The sequence below is a fragment of the Sedimentitalea sediminis genome (assembly GCF_042687825.1).
GTDB lineage: Bacteria > Pseudomonadota > Alphaproteobacteria > Rhodobacterales > Rhodobacteraceae > Sedimentitalea.
The window spans coordinates 1-16,781 of the sequence record NZ_JBHUQE010000012.1 but is presented as its reverse complement, the minus strand read 5'-3'; the positions used below and the strand labels follow the sequence as shown (position 1 = coordinate 16,781).

At 62.6% G+C, this 16,781-nt stretch carries 19 protein-coding genes and 1 tRNA gene; 7 read left to right on the top strand and 13 right to left on the bottom strand.

Annotated features, from left to right (window positions below; translation table 11 throughout):
* Window positions 1–6 precede the first annotated feature (6 nt).
* The 3 genes from ACFMPD_RS11260 (at window position 7) to ACFMPD_RS11250 (ending at window position 1,773) form a co-directional block, all read left to right on the top strand.
* The gene (locus tag ACFMPD_RS11260; RefSeq protein WP_380994152.1) at window positions 7–480 is read left to right on the top strand and encodes a MaoC family dehydratase; all 474 of its coding nucleotides are present in this window, start codon (window positions 7–9) and stop codon (window positions 478–480) included.
* 91 nt (window positions 481–571) lie between these two features.
* Window positions 572–1,012 carry a type II 3-dehydroquinate dehydratase gene (aroQ, locus tag ACFMPD_RS11255; protein WP_380994150.1) on the top strand — a complete coding sequence of 147 codons (441 nt, stop codon included), beginning with the start codon at window positions 572–574 and terminating at the stop codon, window positions 1,010–1,012.
* A gap of 5 nt (window positions 1,013–1,017) precedes the next feature.
* The gene (locus ACFMPD_RS11250) at window positions 1,018–1,773 is read left to right on the top strand and encodes a LuxR family transcriptional regulator (RefSeq protein ID WP_380994148.1); all 756 of its coding nucleotides are present in this window, start codon (window positions 1,018–1,020) and stop codon (window positions 1,771–1,773) included.
* Between the two features lie 573 nt (window positions 1,774–2,346).
* On the opposite strand, the gene tsf is transcribed toward ACFMPD_RS11250, so the two are convergent.
* From tsf to ACFMPD_RS11225, 5 genes are all read right to left on the bottom strand, one after another.
* A complete protein-coding gene (gene tsf / locus ACFMPD_RS11245; RefSeq protein ID WP_380994146.1) occupies window positions 2,347–3,222 on the bottom strand; it encodes a translation elongation factor Ts in 876 nt (291 codons plus the stop codon).
* A 77-nt stretch (window positions 3,223–3,299) separates the two neighbouring features.
* Window positions 3,300–4,178 carry a 30S ribosomal protein S2 gene (gene rpsB / locus ACFMPD_RS11240; protein WP_380994144.1) on the bottom strand — a complete coding sequence of 293 codons (879 nt, stop codon included), beginning with the start codon at window positions 4,176–4,178 and terminating at the stop codon, window positions 3,300–3,302.
* Window positions 4,179–4,355: 177 nt separating this feature from the next.
* Window positions 4,356–5,198, bottom strand: a complete 843-nt coding sequence (gene olsA, locus ACFMPD_RS11235) for a lyso-ornithine lipid O-acyltransferase (RefSeq protein ID WP_380994142.1) — start codon at window positions 5,196–5,198, stop codon at window positions 4,356–4,358.
* Entirely contained in the window at window positions 5,195–5,959 is a 765-nt protein-coding gene (olsB, locus tag ACFMPD_RS11230; RefSeq protein WP_380994141.1) for an L-ornithine N(alpha)-acyltransferase, read from the bottom strand. Before olsB ends, olsA begins: the two co-directional genes overlap by 4 nt.
* Before the next feature lie 114 nt (window positions 5,960–6,073).
* Window positions 6,074–6,256 carry a DUF3553 domain-containing protein gene (locus ACFMPD_RS11225; RefSeq protein ID WP_380994139.1) on the bottom strand — a complete coding sequence of 61 codons (183 nt, stop codon included), beginning with the start codon at window positions 6,254–6,256 and terminating at the stop codon, window positions 6,074–6,076.
* Window positions 6,257–6,282: 26 nt separating this feature from the next.
* Here ACFMPD_RS11225 and ACFMPD_RS11220 point away from each other — a divergent pair, with 26 nt between their 5' ends.
* Window positions 6,283–6,879: a histidine phosphotransferase family protein gene (locus tag ACFMPD_RS11220; RefSeq protein ID WP_380994138.1), complete on the top strand. Its 597-nt coding sequence runs from the start codon at window positions 6,283–6,285 to the stop codon at window positions 6,877–6,879.
* On the opposite strand, the gene ACFMPD_RS11215 is transcribed toward ACFMPD_RS11220, so the two are convergent.
* The 8 genes from ACFMPD_RS11215 to ACFMPD_RS11180 all read right to left on the bottom strand — a co-directional run bounded on the left by ACFMPD_RS11215 (window position 6,876) and on the right by ACFMPD_RS11180 (window position 13,981).
* Window positions 6,876–8,141: a glutamate-5-semialdehyde dehydrogenase gene (locus ACFMPD_RS11215; protein WP_380994136.1), complete on the bottom strand. Its 1,266-nt coding sequence runs from the start codon at window positions 8,139–8,141 to the stop codon at window positions 6,876–6,878. The two genes, ACFMPD_RS11220 and ACFMPD_RS11215, sit on opposite strands and share 4 nt — an antisense overlap.
* A gap of 76 nt (window positions 8,142–8,217) precedes the next feature.
* Window positions 8,218–9,324 (bottom strand): glutamate 5-kinase, encoded by a 1,107-nt coding sequence (gene proB / locus ACFMPD_RS11210; RefSeq protein WP_380994134.1) that lies wholly within the window; start codon window positions 9,322–9,324, stop codon window positions 8,218–8,220.
* The gene (gene obgE, locus ACFMPD_RS11205; RefSeq protein WP_380994132.1) at window positions 9,312–10,346 is read right to left on the bottom strand and encodes a GTPase ObgE; all 1,035 of its coding nucleotides are present in this window, start codon (window positions 10,344–10,346) and stop codon (window positions 9,312–9,314) included. The genes proB and obgE overlap by 13 nt, the downstream gene beginning before the upstream one ends.
* A gap of 36 nt (window positions 10,347–10,382) precedes the next feature.
* A complete protein-coding gene (locus ACFMPD_RS11200) occupies window positions 10,383–10,919 on the bottom strand; it encodes a GNAT family N-acetyltransferase (RefSeq protein ID WP_380994131.1) in 537 nt (178 codons plus the stop codon).
* A gap of 281 nt (window positions 10,920–11,200) precedes the next feature.
* Window positions 11,201–11,470: a 50S ribosomal protein L27 gene (gene rpmA / locus ACFMPD_RS11195; RefSeq protein WP_380994129.1), complete on the bottom strand. Its 270-nt coding sequence runs from the start codon at window positions 11,468–11,470 to the stop codon at window positions 11,201–11,203.
* 11 nt (window positions 11,471–11,481) lie between these two features.
* A complete protein-coding gene (locus ACFMPD_RS11190) occupies window positions 11,482–12,120 on the bottom strand; it encodes a 50S ribosomal protein L21 (RefSeq protein WP_380994127.1) in 639 nt (212 codons plus the stop codon).
* A 188-nt stretch (window positions 12,121–12,308) separates the two neighbouring features.
* Window positions 12,309–13,124 carry a DUF2059 domain-containing protein gene (locus ACFMPD_RS11185; protein WP_380994125.1) on the bottom strand — a complete coding sequence of 272 codons (816 nt, stop codon included), beginning with the start codon at window positions 13,122–13,124 and terminating at the stop codon, window positions 12,309–12,311.
* Window positions 13,125–13,126: 2 nt separating this feature from the next.
* Complete coding sequence (locus ACFMPD_RS11180) at window positions 13,127–13,981, bottom strand: DUF2059 domain-containing protein (protein WP_380994123.1); 855 nt, start codon at window positions 13,979–13,981, stop codon at window positions 13,127–13,129.
* 121 nt (window positions 13,982–14,102) lie between these two features.
* On the opposite strand from ACFMPD_RS11180, the gene ACFMPD_RS11175 reads away from it, so the two are divergent.
* The 3 genes from ACFMPD_RS11175 (at window position 14,103) to ACFMPD_RS11165 (ending at window position 16,636) form a co-directional block, all read left to right on the top strand.
* Window positions 14,103–14,192, top strand: a tRNA-Ser gene (locus tag ACFMPD_RS11175).
* A 291-nt stretch (window positions 14,193–14,483) separates the two neighbouring features.
* Window positions 14,484–15,839 carry a tyrosine-type recombinase/integrase gene (locus ACFMPD_RS11170; protein ID WP_380994121.1) on the top strand — a complete coding sequence of 452 codons (1,356 nt, stop codon included), beginning with the start codon at window positions 14,484–14,486 and terminating at the stop codon, window positions 15,837–15,839.
* A 2-nt stretch (window positions 15,840–15,841) separates the two neighbouring features.
* Window positions 15,842–16,636, top strand: a complete 795-nt coding sequence (locus ACFMPD_RS11165; protein ID WP_380994119.1) for a tetratricopeptide repeat protein — start codon at window positions 15,842–15,844, stop codon at window positions 16,634–16,636.
* The last annotated feature ends 145 nt before the right edge of the window (window positions 16,637–16,781 follow it).

The following is a 16,781-nucleotide window of genomic DNA, read 5'->3' as shown; positions in this document are numbered from 1 at the left end:
ACGGCGATGGCCGCCATAGACCGGGCGCTGGATCAGGCCAGGGCGCAACTGGGCACCGAAATCGGCGTATCGGAATGGATCACGGTGGATCAGCCGATGATCGACGCCTTTGCGCAGGTCACCCGCGACAACCAGTGGATCCACACTGACCCAGAGCGCGCCGCGGCCGAGGCGCCGTTCGGCGGCACCATCGCGCATGGCTTTCTGAGCCTGTCGCTGGCCAGCCGGTTTGCACAGGATTGCCTGCCCCCGCAGCCCGGCGAGGTCATGGGGATCAACTACGGGTTCAACCGCGTGCGCTTTGTGACGCCGGTGCCAGCCGGGGCGCGGCTGCGCGGGCGGTTCGTTCTGGACCGAATTCGGCGCAGCGGCGACACGGAGCTGTTGCGGGAATACGGCCTGACTGTCGAGATTCAGGATTGTCCCAGCCCGGCCTTGCGGGCGCAATGGCTGGGTTTGGGGGTATTTTCCGCCCCGTGACGCTCGCTGTCCGGAACGGCGGATCCGTGGCGAACTGGACAGTCGCGGGATATCATGCGTATGAGCGGTGGATACGAAAGGATGCATTGCGATGAACCGAATTCTGGTCCTGAACGGTCCCAACCTGAACCTGCTGGGCACCCGCCAGCCCGAGGTCTATGGCGCCACCACACTGGCGATGGTCGAGGAAACCTGCCGCGCCCATGGGGAAAAACTGGGCCTGGCCGTCACCTGCCTGCAGTCCAATCACGAGGGCGCACTGGTCGACGCGATCCACGGATCAAAGGGTGCGCAGAACGGCATCGTCATCAACGCCGGGGCGTATACGCACACCTCGATCGCGCTGATGGATGCGGTCGCATCGGTCGATCTGCCCACGGTCGAGGTGCACCTGTCCAACATCCATGCCCGCGAACCCTTTCGGCATCGGTCATTTCTTGCCAAGGTTGCATTAGGGCAGATTTGCGGTTTTGGTGCACAAGGTTATATTCTGGCACTTGACGCGCTCAAGGCGCATCTCGAAGGGAGCTGAAAGGTATGGATCTGCGCGAGTATCTTCACCTGGTCACCAACGCTCAAAGCCTGGAAGAGCTGTGGCCGGTTCATACCGCTCAGATGAAAAGCTATGGCTTTGACCGGCTGATCTATGGCTTCACCCGCTATCGCACGCGCACCTCGCTGGGCGACCCCGAGGATTTCACCATTCTCAGCAATCACTGCGCCGAATATATTCAGGGGTTTCTGCATAACGGGTTGTATTTCCATGCGCCCATGCTGCGATGGGCGCTGGAACATGAAGGCGCTGGCAGTTGGCGCCGGACCTACGAGAATTTCGACTTGGGGTCACTGACCGAAGAAGAGATCAAGGTGGTCGAATTCAACCTCAAGATGAAGGTGACCGCTGGCTATACGATCAGCTTCAAATCTGTCTCGCCGCGCTCGAAAGGCGCGATTTCTCTGGCCGCCAAGGTGGGCATGTCACAGGACGATGTTGAAAAGGTCTGGGCCGAGCATGGCCGTGACATCCACCTGATGAACAATGTCGCGCATCTGCGCATCCTCAGCCTGCCCTACAACCCGCCAAATCGCGGCTTGACCAAACGACAGCGCGAAGCCCTGGAATGGGTGGGTGACGGCAAGACCACCCAGGACATCGCCATCCTGATGGGGCTAACGCCGGCAACGGTGGAAAAGCATCTGCGTCTGGCCCGAGAGTCTCTGGCGGTGGAAACCACGGCACAGGCGGTTCTCAAGGCGGCGCTGCACAACCAGATGTTCGTGATGGAGACCTGATCGCGTTGTCCGGCGTCGGATCGGTCGCGCAAAAAAGTTTCGTTTACCTCGGGTAAGGAATACATTACTTTCACAAACGCGCTTTAAATCGCAAAGTGCAAGTGTTCCGTGAGTGGTGGCTTTAGCCTGGGAACATCGGGAAATGAACCCTGCCATTTCAGGGCTCTCTGACCTGTCCGGCTCTGGCGTGTATTGGTCCACGTTACGAGCCGGAATCCGAAAAGGGTCCCTTTCCATCCCCATTAGATCGGGACCTCCAAACGGGCCGGAGCCGCGCATTTGTCGCGGCTCCGTGTTTTCTTGGGCAAGGGCCGGAAACGCCCCGATCAGCCTCGGTCACTGAAAGCGCAAACGACCGACCCGAATCGCGGCGGATCGTGTTTTTCCGGCGCTCGCGACCGGACGCCAGGGATCCCGTGCTCGCGTTTTGGCGCGTGGTCCTTCAATCGCAACCCAATTCTGGTTTCTATGGGTCGAACCGGGAATGCTCGCTTGGTCAAACACCGGCGCAGGCACAAAAAAGCCCGCCTGACAGGTCGCGTCAGGCGGGCATTCGGAATGATGAAAGGCAGATCAGCCCTGAGCGGCCTTGGCCACTTCGGCGGCGAAATCCTCTTCCTTCTTCTCGATGCCTTCGCCGACTTCAAGACGCACGAACCCGGTCACGGTGGCGCCGGCCTCGGTTGCTGCGGCCCCTACGGTCAGATCGGGGTTCACGACGAATTGCTGGTTCAGCAAGGTAACTTCGGCCATGAACTTCTTCATCCGGCCGACGATCATCTTTTCGATCACCGCTTCGGGCTTGCCGCTTTCGCGGGCAATGTCCATCTGCACGGATTTTTCCTTTTCGACCACTTCCGGGTCCAGTTGGTCCTCGTTGAGGGCGGCCGGGTTGGTGGCGGCGATATGCATGGCAACCTGCTTGCCAAACGCCTCGTCGCCGCCGGTCATGGCGACCAGAACACCGATCTTGCCCATGCCGGGCGCGGCGGCGTTGTGCACATAAGACACTACCTTTTCGCCCTCGATGCCGGACATGCGGCGCACCGACATGTTCTCGCCAATGGTGGCGATCTTGTCGGTGATGACATCGGCAACCGATTTGCCGCCCATGTCGGCGGCCTTCAGCGCCTCGACATCGGACACGCCCAGAGCGGCGCGGGCGATGCCGCTGACCATTTCCTGGAATTCGGCATTCTTGCCGACAAAATCGGTTTCCGAGTTGACCTCGACAGCGACGCCCTTGCCGCCTTCGACGACGACGGCCACCAGACCCTCGGCCGCGACCCGGCCGGATTTCTTGGCCGCTTTGGCCAGGCCCTTGGTGCGCAGCCAATCCACGGCGGCGTCCATGTCGCCATCGGTTTCGGTCAGCGCCTTCTTAGCGTCCATCATGCCTGCGCCAGTGGTGTCGCGAAGTTCCTTCACCATAGATGCTGTGATTGCCATCTGTCGGGTCTCCTAGAAAAATGCGGTGTGTCGCGGCAGGAAGACCCTGCCGCGCGTGTCAGTGCGATGACGTCGGATCAGCCCTTGGAGGCTTTTTCGAGTGTCTTGGCGGTGGATTCGATGTCCATCGGTGCGTCCTTGGACATCGCGTCATTGGAAGCGGTCTCGGTCGAGACGTTGCCAGTTTCCACGCCGGTGCTTTCTTCGGCGAGGGCCTCTTCGGCCGGGGCCTCTTCCATGGCGCCGATATCGACACCGGCCGCGCCCAGCTGGGCCGACATGCCGTCCAGCGCCGCGCGGGAGGCGAGGTCGCAATAAAGCGCGATGGCGCGGGCCGCGTCATCATTGCCGGGGATGATGTAGTCGACGCCATCGGGCGAGCAGTTGGTATCGACGACGGCAACGACCGGGATGCCCAGCTTGTTGGCTTCGGCAATGGCCAGCGCCTCTTTCTTGACGTCGATCACGAACAGCAGATCCGGTGTGCCGCCCATTTCGCGGATCCCGCCCAGGCTGGCCTGCAGCTTGCTCTGGTCGCGTTCCATGCCCAGGCGTTCCTTTTTGGTCAGCCCGGCGAAACCGCCTTCCATCTGCTCGTCGATCTGCTTGAGTCGCTGAATCGATTTGGACACGGTCTGCCAGTTGGTCAGCGTACCCCCCAGCCAGCGGTGGTTCATGTAATACTGCGCCGATTTCTCCGCGGCATCGGCGATCGGCTGACTGGCCTGACGCTTGGTGCCGACGAACAGGATGCGGCCGCCCTTGGCGACGGTATCGCGGATGGCCTGCAGCGCCTGGTCCAGCATCGGGACGGTCTGGGTCAGATCCATGATGTGGATGCCGTTGCGCGCGCCATAGATGAACGGCGACATGCGCGGGTTCCAACGCTGTGTCTGGTGACCAAAGTGAACGCCTGCTTCCAGCAGCTGGCGCATGGTGAACTCGGGAAGAGCCATGCCTATTCCTTTCCGGTTTGATCCTCGGCGGGGGTCTCGACGCGGATGCGCCAACCGGCGGACCTTTGGGGATGTCTCCCCCATCGGCCCAACCCCGCCTGCGGGTTTGAATGGCGCGCGTATAAGGCAAGTCCGATGCCGGTGCAAGGCGCAATCCGCCCGGCATCGGCGCGGCGATCAGCTCTGGGCGGACAAATTCAATCGTCCGGCATGGCCCTGACGCACGACGGTTTCGCAATGCGCGGCCAGCGCCTTGCGATTGGGGAAATCCGCGACCCGGACCGGCGGGTGATAGATCAGTTCGACCGAGCCCTGGCGCGCCACCGCCAGCGTCTTGAGCAGGTGTTCGCCAAATTCCATTTCGCCCCACCAGCCATAGAACCGGTCGTCCTGGCCGGGCGGGGCGTGATAGATCACACTGACCGGCTGTACATGCATCATCTCGCGCAGATGATCGGTAAAGAATGCCGCGAACAGCGTGGTCTTGAACGGCAGCACCCGCAACCCGTCGGTCGAGGTGCCTTCGGGAAAGAACAACAGCTTGTGTCCGGCAAGCAGGCGTTGCTCGAACAGGTCGGTCTGTTCGCGCGCCCGTGCCGGGTTGCGCTCGATGAAGACCGTGCCGGTGGCCCGCGCCAGCCAACCGATGCCGGGCCAGCCGGCGACTTCGGACTTGGACACGAAATAGATCCGCTTGCGCGCGTTCAGCGCAAAGATGTCCAGCCACGAGGCGTGATTCGCCACCACCGCTCCGGGGGCCGTCATCAGGCTGCCCGACGTGGCAAAGCCCATGCCCAGAATGCGAAAGGCGTTGCGACAGACGAATTGCGTGATATGCGGCGTCAGCGGCCGGCGCAGACCGAATAGCGGGCGTTCGATCAGCCGGACCAGCAGCAACAGCGCCAGGCAGCCGAACACCAGCCCCCCCAAGGGCAGGCCGCGCAGCACAACACGCAGCCAGCCCATCGCGCCGATGGCACATGTCTCGGGCACCTGCCTGCTGTCCCAGGTCCGGCTCATCCGGCGTGACGCTCGGTATAAAGCCGGCGCTGGCGTTCATTCATGCGCGCGGTGTCCAGAACCAGGCAGACATCGGTGGTATTGAACGCGTGATCGACGAAAGCGCCCTCGCCCACATAGCCACCCAGTCGCAGATAGGCCTTGATCAGCGCCGGCGTCTTCAGCAGAGCTTCGCGGCGGTCCAACCGGTCGTCGGGCACCAGGTCCATCGACACGAAATGCCCGGGCTGGGCGCGCACCCGCAGGTCGGGCGGAGCCCGATGCGCGTGGTGCAGCATCGACAGCGGCTGCGCCAGAGCCTCGATATCGGTGCCGTGGAAACTGGCGACACCGAACAGGATTTCGATGTCGTGATCGCGAACATAGTCGGACAGACCGTTCCACAGGTGATACATGGCCATGCCGCCGCGAAAATCCCGGTGCAGGCAGGACCGTCCCAGTTCCAGCAGCTTGCGGCCACCGGATTTCAGAACGCTCAGGTCGTATTCGTCCTCGGAATAGAACTGGCCGGCGCGCGCCGCCTGATCGGCGCGCAGCAGGCGATAGACCCCGACCACGGCGCCGCTGGGCACATGACTGACCAGCAGATGATCGAAAAACGGATCGAACCGGTCCTGTTCCAGTCCCTGCTCATGATCCACCATCTGACCGCCGCCACCCAGTTCGCGCACAAAAACGTCATAGCGCAACGCCTGTGCGGCGCGCAGGTCGGCCGGGGTATCGGCCAGTCTGACAGTGAATTCGGAGACGGTTGCGGGCATGAAATCTCCAGTTGCGGCGCGGCGTTTCGGTTGCGCTGCTTTAACGCGGATCTCAGCCATGTGGCAACTGAGGAGGCAGCCCGCGGCGCGGTGTTAACATTTCGTAAACCAGTTTCAGGGATCAAAGACCGGAATCAATGCAATCCGGGCGCTATCAATGACCACCTTTCCCTGCTCGCGAAAATTCACGGTGATCTTGCCGCCGATATTGGATTGCACCTGCCCGATGCCCCAATCGTCGAATTGCGGATGGCGCACAAGCATGCCGGGTGCCAGTATGGCGTTCAGGTCTGTCATGTCAGGGCCCGCAACGGAGGAATGTCTTGGGACAGAGTAATATCAATCTGGCGGCCTTGATAGGGTCCAGAATCTGTCACGATCTGATCAGTCCGATCGGCGCCATCACCAACGGGCTGGAACTGCTGGATCTTGCCGGCAGCATCCAGGGCCCGGAACTGGACCTGATCGCGGACAGCGTCGGCAATGCCGGAGCGCGCATCCGCTTTTTCCGCATTGCCTATGGCGCCGCCGGCGAACAGTTGCTGGGTCGTCCCGAGATTGTCTCGGTGCTTGAGGATCTCAATCGCGGCGGTCGCCACACGGTGCAATGGGCGCCGCTGGATGCGCAGCCGCGCGCGCTGGTGCGGCTGGCTTTTCTGGCGCTGCAATGCTGCGAGACGGCCATGCCTTATGGCGGGCAGATCCGGGTCCTGGCCGAGGACGGCGTCTGGACCGTCATCGGCCATGCGGACAAGCTGGTTCTGGATGAGGCATTGTGGCACGGCCTGTCGCATCCCGACGAAATGCCCGAGATCACCTCGGCGCAGGTTCAGTTCGCGCTGTTGCCCGCCCTGGCCGCGGATCTCGGCCGCAAGATCGAAATCAGCCGCCAGACCGGTCAATTCTGCATTCGGTTTTAGGGTCGAACGGTTCCGTCGCCCCGCACCAGGTATTTAAAGCTGGTCAGCTGCGCCGCGCCCACCGGGCCGCGGGCATGCATCTTGCCGGTGGCGATGCCGATTTCCGCACCCATGCCGAACTCGCCGCCATCTGCAAACTGGGTCGAGGCGTTGTGCATCAGGATGGCGCTGTCCAGCCGGGCGAAGAACCGCGCGGCGGCGGCGTCATCCTCGGTGATGATGCAATCGGTATGACCGGAACCGTATTGCCGGATATGGGCGATCGCCGCGTCGATATCCGGCACCGGTTTGGCAGCGATGATCGCGTCCAGATATTCCTTGCCCCAATCCGCGTCTTTCGCCGGCGTGGTGCCGGGAATATCGGCCAGAGGGCCGGCGGCGCGCACCTCGACCCCGGCGGCGATCAGGGCGGCGATGACGTCCCGGCCAAGCCCCTGGGCGATGTCCTGATGCAGCAGCAGGCATTCGGCGGCGCTACAGATGCCGGTGCGGCGCATCTTGGCGTTCAGCACCACGTCCAGCGCTTTTTGCGGATCGGCGGCCTTGTCCAGATAGATGTGAACAATCCCTTCGAGATGGGCAAAGACCGGCACACGGGCTTCGCGCTGCACCAGTCCGACCAGCCCTTTGCCGCCGCGCGGCACGATCACGTCCACCGTGTCGGTCATGGTCATCAGTTCCGATACCGCCGCGCGGTCGCGCGTCGGCACCAGTTGGATCGCGTCCTCGGGCAGGCCGGCATCGCGCAGCCCCGTGACCAGGCAGGCGTGGATCGCCGCCGAGGAATGAAAGCTTTCGGACCCGCCGCGCAGGATCACCGCATTGCCCGATTTCAGGCACAGAGCACCGGCATCGGCGGTGACATTGGGACGGCTTTCATAGATCACGCCGATCACCCCCAAGGGTGTGCGCACCCGGCTGATATGCAGCCCCGACGGCATGTCCCATTCGCTTATCACCTCGCCCACCGGGTCGGTCTGTCCGGCCACCGCGCGCAGCCCGTCGACAATGCCGCGAATGCGGTCCTCGTCCAGACGCAGCCGGTCCATCATGGCCTCGGACAGCCCCTTTTGCCGGCCATAGGCCATATCCTTGTCATTGGCCGCGATGATGTCGGCCCGCTGTGCCCAGACCGTATCGGCGGCACCGATCAGGGCGGTGTGCTTGTCTTCGGCGCTGGCTTCGGCCAGCACCTGGCTGGCGGCCTTGGCCCGTTGGCCGATATCGGCCATCAAGGCGGGAATATTGTCCATGTCTTTCATCCTCGGGTCCCCCGTTTTTGAACCGATGCGCGCCCGGCACCGGTGGGATTTGCATATGTCCTATCAGAAAGACACCCTAAAGCGCCATATCGTCGCGATGGATCAGCGCCGCGCGCCCGGGATAGCCCAGCCGCGCCTCGATATCGCCGGACCGGCAGCCCTGAATGGCGCGGGCCTCGGCGGCGGTATAGCGGGTCAGCCCCTGCCCCAGCTTGTGCGCCTCGGGTCCGGCGATTTCGACCGGGTCGCCGCGCCCGAAATCGCCGCTGACCTGCACCACGCCGGCGGGCAGCAGGCTTTTGCCGGACTGCAACGCCCGAACCGCACCGGCATCGACGGTGATGCGGCCACGCGGTTTCATGGCGCCGATCCAGCGCTTGCGCGCCGTGTGCGGGTCCATCTGCGCGCTGAACCAGGTGGCGGCGGCGCCGTCATTCAGTGTTTTCAGCGGGTTCAGAGGCGATCCTTCGGTGATCGCCATGGCGCAACCGCCGGCCGTGGCCATCTTTGCCGCCATCAGCTTGGTCTTCATGCCGCCCTTGGACAGGCCCGAGCCGGCATCCCCCGCCATCGCCTCGATCTCGGGCGTGATCCGGTCGATTCGATCAAATCGGCTTGCAGTCGGGTCGCTGGCCGGGTTGCCGGTATAAAACCCGTCGACATCCGACAGCAGGATCAGCTGATCCGCCCCCACCGTGACCGCAACCTGTGCCGCAAGCCGGTCATTGTCGCCATAGCGGATCTCGTCCGTGGCGATGGTGTCGTTCTCGTTGACGATCGGCACCGCGCTCAGTGACAGCAGCGTTTCCAGCGTGGCGCGGGTGTTCAGATAGCGCCGGCGGTCGGCACTGTCTTCAAGCGTCACCAGCACCTGCGCAGTGGTGATGCCATGCGGTGCCAGCGCCTCTTCATAGGCCCGGGCCAGGCGGATCTGGCCAACAGCAGCGGCGGCCTGGGATTGTTCCAACGCCAGATCTGTGCGCGGCAGGCCCAGAACCCCGCGCCCCAGCGCGATCGAGCCGGACGAGACCAGTATGATGCTGGTGCCCTGCCCGGCCAGCCAGGCCACGTCGGCGGCCAGCGATTGCAGCCAGGCAGCCCGCAGCGCGCCGGTCGCGCGGTCCACCAGCAGCGCCGAGCCGATCTTGACGACCAGTCGGCGGGCGTCGGTCAGGGCCGCCACGGTTCGACCTCGGCCCCGGGTCTTTCACGCAGCCGGTCCGCCTTGATCTGCGCCCTGACAGCGCGCAACACATCGACCAACCCCTCGCCGCTGACCCCGGATATCATGTGAACCGACCCGCCGGCCGCCTGTTCCAAAGCGGCCCGTGCGGCGGCGCGCTGATCATCGTCCAACGCGTCGATCTTGTTCAGCGCCGTCACGCGCGGCTTGTCGGCCAGATGGCCGCCATAGGCCTGCAATTCGCCGATGATCGTGTCGTAATCCTCGGCGATGCTGGGCGACGTGCCATCCACCAGATGCAGCAGGACCGAACAGCGCTCGACATGGCCCAGAAACCGGTCGCCGATGCCGCGTCCCTCGTGTGCGCCGGCGATCAGACCGGGAATGTCCGCCATCACGAATTCGGCATTGTCCACGCCGACGACCCCCAGATTGGGGTGCAAGGTGGTAAAGGGATAGTCGGCAATCTTGGGCCGGGCATTGGACGTGGCTGCCAGAAAGGTCGACTTGCCGGCATTGGGCAGGCCCAGCAGCCCGGCATCGGCGATCAGCTTGAGGCGCAGCCACAGGGTGCGCTCGACCCCCTCCTGCCCCGGATTGGCGCGGCGCGGCGCCTGGTTGGTCGAGGATTTGAAATGCAGGTTGCCAAAGCCGCCATTGCCGCCACGCGCCAGTTCGACACGCTGGCCCAGCTCGGTCATATCAGCGATCACGGTTTCCTGATCCTCGTCCAGAATCTCGGTGCCTACGGGCACCCGCAGCACGATATCGTCGCCATCCTTGCCGGTGCGCTGCTTGCCCATGCCGGGCTGGCCGTTCCTGGCAAAGAAATGCTGCTGATAGCGAAAATCGATCAGCGTGTTCAGCCCGTCGACGGTTTCCGCCCAGACCGAGCCGCCGGCGCCACCGTCGCCGCCATCGGGGCCGCCATATTCGATGTATTTCTCGCGCCGAAAACTGACGCTGCCGCCACCACCGCCGCCCGAGCGGACATAGACCTTTGCGAGATCGAGAAATTTCATGGTCGTGTCCTAGCGCAAGGGCCCGGTCGGGCTCAATCAGAGTTTTCGACTATAGGTCCAGGTCGGGACCGTGGCGTCGCGGGCCACAGAAAAGCTTTCGGCATCGCCGAGATACTCGAAACCGCAATGGATCAACACCCGCGCTGAGGCCGGGTTGTCCTGAAAGACGCTGGCAAACATCGTGTCATTGCCCAGCGGGTTGGCGTCGACCAGCGCCTTGACAGCATCCGAGGCCAGGCCGGTATTCCAGTAGATCGGCGCCACCCAATAGCCGATCTCGGATTGATTGCGGTCCAGCCGCTGCAGCGAAATCAGCCCCATCAATTCGGCACCGCCGGATTTGGTGCCGTCCATGGCCCAGAAATCCTCGTCGCGGGTGTCGGACATGGCGCGCGCCACCAGGGCTTCGGCAGCGCCCGGCGGCAAGGGGTGCGGGATCGACGTGGTCATGCGGGCGACCCGCTCGTCGCCGCCGCACATCTCGATCAGCCCCTTGTCGGAGCGGCGCAGCGGGCGCAGGTCGAACCGGCGGGTCTCGATCACGGGTTGGTTTATGATCGGGTCCAATTTCATGGGTCTGCTCCTCCTCCGAAAGTCACGAACTCTACGCACAGCACGGCTGGACCTCTTGCTGCCCGTATCAGGTATGTTTGTCGCAGTGCTCCTGCAAGCCGCGAACGGTCGCCTCCTCGCGACGTGTTCCCGGCTGTCGGTGCGGGTCCTTTGTCCCGCGTCGCGCCCGCTCCTGTCGCCTGCAATCTGCGGCGTCTTTGCGGACTCCGACGGCAAACGGAAACAGGGACCGGCGATTGTCGCCGATCCCCGTTAATCTTAGCTTAACTTCCGGAAACGGCTTACTCGGCGGCTTCCGCCATTGGCAGAACCGAAATGAAAGTGCGGCCCTTGAGGCCCTTGTGGAAGGTCACGGCGCCTTCGACGGTGGCAAAGATCGTGTGATCCTTGCCCAGACCGACGCCCTGACCCGGCCAGAACTTGGTGCCGCGCTGGCGCACGATGATATTGCCCGGAATGGCGGTCTGACCGCCATATAGCTTGACGCCGAGGCGGCGACCGTCAGAGTCGCGACCGTTACGGGAGGAACCGCCTGCTTTCTTATGTGCCATGCTTTCTCTCCTTAGCCCTTGGCCAGTTCTTTGGCCTGTTCGACCCAGCCTTCACGCTCGATCCGGCCCTTGAACGACAGTTGCTCGTCCATAGCAGCGATATCGGCATCCGTCCATGCCGCGATCTGCGCGAACGTGGTGACGCCGGCATCCAGCAGCTTTTTCTCGAGCGCCGGTCCGACGCCGGACAGCTTTTTCAGATCGTCGGCACCGGTGGGCGCCTCGGTCTTGGTCGCTGCGGCCTTTTTCGCGGGTTTCTTGGTCGGGGCTGCGGCAGCAGCAGCGGCAGCAACCGAACCGGCTCCGACAGCGGCCTTGACACCGGTCTTGTCGGCGCCCTCGGCCAGAATGTCGGTCACCTTGATCAGGGTCAGCTTCTGGCGATGGCCCTTGGTGCGCTGGCTGGAATGCTTGCGACGGCGCTTGACGAAATGGATGACCTTTTCGCCCTTGATCTGGTCGATCACTTCGGCCTGAACGCCCGCGCCTTGGATCAGCGGCGCGCCGACAACGGTGGTGTCGCCGCCCAGCATCAGAATATCGTTGAATTGTACAGTTTCGCCAGCGTCGGCAGCCAGTTTCTCGACCCGGAGCATGTCTCCGGACTGAACCTTGTACTGCTTGCCACCGGTCTTGAGGACCGCGAACATGCGTCTTTTCCTTTTCCTGCCGCGTTCTGTGGTCCCCGACCGGCCGGGCGTTTCGGCCCGTTTGCCCCGGGCCACCTCGAACTGCGCGCCCGCTTTCGGACGATATGATACACAAACCCGGCGCGAAAGATCGGGCCGGGATGCGGGCTTATGTGCGGAACCGGCGCGTCTGTCAACCGGTTTCGCGATCAAATGTCCCGGGCCGCAAGGGCCCGCGCCACCGCCAGGCCCAGTTGATAGGAAATCGAGCGGTACATACGCTCGAACCCGTTGAAAAGCGCCGTGTTCAGCGCCTGCCCCGCCGGCGAGCCGGAAAAGGCGATATAGGCGTCCAGCTCATCCGCCTGCAGCGGCCGATAGGCCATCAGCAGAAACCCGTAAACCCAGGCTTCGGTGTCCTCGCGCACCGCCGGCTCCTGGGCCCAGACCTCGGACATGATGTCAAACCCGCGATGCCCGTCGCTGCCCGCCTGCAGGCCGCGATAGAACTGATAGTTCGAGGCCAGCGCCGAGGCGACGTTGCGTTCGATCAGATCATTGGTGCGAACGAACCGCGACACCGCCGCCAGACGCGCGTCGTCGCTGCCTTTCAGCCCTTCATAGGCGCTGCGGGCGATGTCATCGACCTGGGGGTCGGACAGCGCCACGCGCCCGGCATTTTCCAGCGCCAGGATGCGCTGACCCAGTTCAGTGTCAAAAAAGCGGATCGAGGCGGCGATCTCGTCGGCCTGCATGTCCTGGGCCAGTGATCGGCGCATCACCGCTTCCATCGCGGCCGGATCATGAATTTCCGCGATCCGCTGCTTGAAATAGGCCCCGCCCTCGCCGCCCAGCATGTCGGCATCCAGATCCTGACCATAGCGCACGCCCTCGTCGCGCATGATCGCCATCACTTCCGAGATCCGCAGCACCTGGGCCAGCCGGTCCGCCTGGTTTTCCGCCAGCGCCGGCGACATCGTCAGGATCAGGATGGCCAGCAACAGCCGAAAGATGCGGATCGCCATTCTCAGATGTCCTGGCCGGGATGCAGATCGGCCATCCGGGCCGCCAGTGCTTCCAGCCGGTCGGCCGTGATCTCGTATTGCACCGCGTTCAGCAATTCATAGACCTGCATCATCTCGGGCTGTTCCAGCGCCTGGACATAGGCGGTCAGATCGGCGTCGGAAAAGTCGCGATAGGTATAGGCTGCACCGGCCAGCGCCGAGGCCTGCAGCAGCCGCCGCAACTCGCCTTCCTGCGCCTTGAACATCGCCTGCAATTCCTCGGCATCCATCTGCAGCTCGACCACGCCGGCGGCGCTGGCGGCCAGCAAGAAACGCATCTGGATCTGCTGCAGCGCATGCAGGCTGGTGCCCGCGGCGTCGATGGCCCGGTTCATCCGTTTCAGCAATTCCAGCCGCGCGTTTCCGTCGGCGACCAGTTCGGCCACGATACGGGTGCCCTCGGCCTGCTTGGCGTCGTCATCCTCGACCATGTGCGACTGGTTTTCCGCCACCACCAGGCGCCGGCCCAGATCCGAGGCGTAAAAATCCGCCGCGTGGCGCAGCAGCGTGTCGGTCAGGGTCTGTTCCAGAATGTCCAGCGCCATCGACCGCATCAATCCGGCGGCAAAGACCTCGTTGCATACACGGTCCCATTCGGCGCCGAAATCATCGGCCTCGACCCCCAGCATGCGCGGCACCGACCGGGTCGACAGCGCGATGCTGTCCAACGCAACGTCAAAGCCGGTCACGTCCAGAAACGCCAGTATCCGCTCCCGGTCCGCAGCCCGCGCGGGCGATCCGGTCAGGGCAGCACAGCATAGCATCAGTATCGCCAGACCGATCCCGATGCGCCGACAGGTGAGCATGGCCAACGTCATGCACAGATCCTAAGCCATTTGCAGGCCTGGGCAATCGAAAACCGCAACATGGACAACAATGCCTAAAACGGCCCTTGCCAGCCCCGCCATTCCCGACTAAACGCAAGGCCCAGACCCCCGCGGAGAGGTGCCGGAGTGGTCGAACGGGGCGGTCTCGAAAACCGTTGTGGGTGCAAGCCCACCCAGGGTTCGAATCCCTGTCTCTCCGCCATTTACATATAGATCAATGACTTGAGAGTTGGGCAGGCAAGTGCGACACAAAGTGGAGCACAAGTCCATGAAACTGTCTGCCTATCTGTCACCCTCACGGCATGGGGTTTACTACTTCCGCTGGCCCCTCCCTCGGGCTGAGGGAAACACGCGCCGCACGGTCAGGATATCCTTACGTACCAAGTGTCCAGATCGGGCTGGCGATTTGGCCCGTCATCTTGCATCCTGTGGCAGATTGGTACGCGAGAACAAGACATTGGCAAGGCTCAGACAAGACGAGATGCGGGACATAGTGCGAAGCTACTTCGCGGCTTCGCTGGATCGGTATGTGGAACGGTTGAACGACACCGGCCTGCCGGATCGGTCTCTTGAAGCCCTTCGCCAAGAGTTGGACGTCCACGAGGACGCCATAGGCGGCTTTGACGACCTGTCGGACCTTTACCTTGATGCTGGCCCCTTGGACAGCTTCCGCGCCTCAGCGGGCCTCACAGAGGCTCAGTGGGCCGAAAATGGCCCGTCCCTGCGTCAAGAGATGCGCAAGGCCCGCCGGGACCAGATCAAAGCCATCCTGAGCGCCGCTGAGGGCCTTGAAGGTTATTCCTTCACCGAACTTGCCCAGACAGCGCCAAGGCCAACACAGGCCCGCTCCGTGGCTCTGGGCGCGGCGATAGAGGATTTCATGTCCGAGCATTCGCCGCAATGGTCGCCTGCGATGCAGAACAAGGCCCGTTCCTACCTCGCATTGCTGGTGGAGCATTTCGGGCAAGATCGGGCCTTGGCCACAGTCACCCGCCAAGACGCCACCGAGATGAAGAAGCTGGTGCAGGCCCTTCCTGTGAACCGCAACACCAAACGCGAAACGCGCGACCTGACCTTGCAGGAAGCGATAGCCTTCCCCGGCCTCAAGAAGATCAGCGCCAAGACCGTCAGCAGCTACATCGACACGTTTCGACGCTTCTGGGATTGGGCTGAACGTCATGGCCATTCGGACGTTAAGCTGTTCAACGGGATGAAAGTCGCCAAAGCCAAACATTCCGATGAAGGCCGCAAAGCCTACACGCCGGACCAGACCGGCAAACTACATGCCGCGTTGACGGGCAAGCCTTCCGGGCTGGTGAAGAAGGACGATTACAAGTGGGGTGCGCTTCTGGGCCTATACACGGGCGCAAGACTGCGCGAGGTTGCTCAGCTTGACGTTGCCGACATTCGACACGAGGGCGGTATCTGGTATCTCGACATCAACGGGGACGGGCCGAACAAGAGCCTCAAGACCCCTGCCGCCAAGCGCCGTGTGCCTGTGCACTCGGAACTGATCCGGCTGGGCTTCCTCGATTGGGTTGCGGCCAAGCCCAAGGGGCAACGCCTGTTCCTGTCCCTCTCCTACAACGCCAAGGAAGGCTATGGCCGCAATCTGGGCCGCTGGTTCAACAACGTGTTCTTGCCGGGGCTGGGCATGAAGGAAAGCGGGCTGGTGTTCCACAGCTTGCGACACACGATGGTCACGCGGCTTGCACAGGCAGGTGTGCCGGAACCACTGTTTCAGGAGATTGTGGGCCACGAACGCCAAGGCGTGGCACAACAGGTCTATTTCAAGGAAGGGCACACGCTGGCACAGAAGCACGAAGCCCTTGAGAAGTTCGAGGTTTAACGATGCGCAATATCCTTTTGGCTGCCTTTGTATCACTCGCCTTCCCTGTTCAAGCGGAGACGCTGCACCATGGTCTTGATGCTTACGAGGCGGGCGATTTCGAGACAGCTTACGAGCATCTGCGACCACATGCGGAGGGCGGAAACCCGCTTGCGCAAAGCCTTCTTGGAATGATGTTTTATGAGGGTCGTGGGGTAGGTCAGGACTATGCGCAGGCCGCGTATTGGATGCTGCAAGCTGCCGAACAAGATGAAAGCCACTCAGGTCTGCTCGGCATGATGTATTACCTTGGACAGGGAGTTGCGCAGGACTACGAACGGGCCGCAAGATGGTCGCGCTACCCTGCCGAAAACGGCGATGGCGTTGCGCAGTATATCCTCGGCAGTCTTTATCTACACGGCGAAGGCGTTACTCAAGACCATGCCGAGGCTGCTCATTGGCTTTTGCTTGCTGGTGAAAATGGTGTTGCAGAGGCTCAGGAGGCACTTGGACGCCTCTACTTTCATGGTGAAGGCGTCGAGCAAGATTATCGTCAAGCTGCGCACTGGTTCATATTAGCTGCCAGAAACGGGATTGAGGGCGCACAGTTTAGTTTGGCAGCGCTTCACCGGCACGGCTGGGGTGTTCCGCAAGACTTTAACACTGCGCACATGTGGGCAAACTTGGCGAGCATGTCGGGCAACTCAGCAGCTATGGAGATGCGTGGTATTCTTGAAGGACTGATGACGCCTGCCGCAATCATCGAAGCACAGCAACGCGCTCAGGAATGTCTGGCAAGCAACTTTGAGGAATGCTGAGGCGACGGATCAAGCTAAACAGTAAGATTTTTCCGAGGGGCCATCTCTACACTGGCAAGGTCACAACTTCCCCCATGACCCCTTCCCACCGAGGGCCTGACCCTACGCCTTGGCGGGACATTGGTAAGCGTCCGGTCTGACTGCT